This window comes from Pseudomonas sp. SIMBA_068 (assembly GCF_046534705.1).
Classification (GTDB): domain Bacteria; phylum Pseudomonadota; class Gammaproteobacteria; order Pseudomonadales; family Pseudomonadaceae; genus Aquipseudomonas; species Aquipseudomonas putida.
The window spans coordinates 1-276 of the sequence record NZ_JAWRYI010000409.1 but is presented as its reverse complement, the minus strand read 5'-3'; the positions used below and the strand labels follow the sequence as shown (position 1 = coordinate 276).

Sequence of the window (276 nt, the reverse complement as noted above, 5' to 3'; positions counted from 1 at the left end):
CGTGTTGGTGCCATCACGCTGGTTGCCGCCGATGCGAGCGTGGCTGATACCGCGTTCAGTCAGGTGAAGTACACCATTCGCGCCAACTACTCCAATCCGCCGGCACATGGCGCCGCCATCGTCGCCACCATTCTGGGCAACGATACCCTGCGTACCATCTGGGAGCAGGAGCTGTCGGATATGCGTCAGCGCATCCAGCGCATGCGCCAGCTCTTCGTAAATACCCTGGCGGAAAAAGGCGCACAGCGCGACTTCAGCTTTATTATTAAGCAGAAC

General features: G+C 58.7%; 1 protein-coding gene. It reads left to right on the top strand.

Translation table 11 applies throughout. From position 1 onward, the window contains the following. Positions 1–276 (top strand): aminotransferase class I/II-fold pyridoxal phosphate-dependent enzyme (locus tag SB756_RS29745; RefSeq protein WP_410913165.1); only part of this gene is annotated, 276 nt, incomplete at both ends.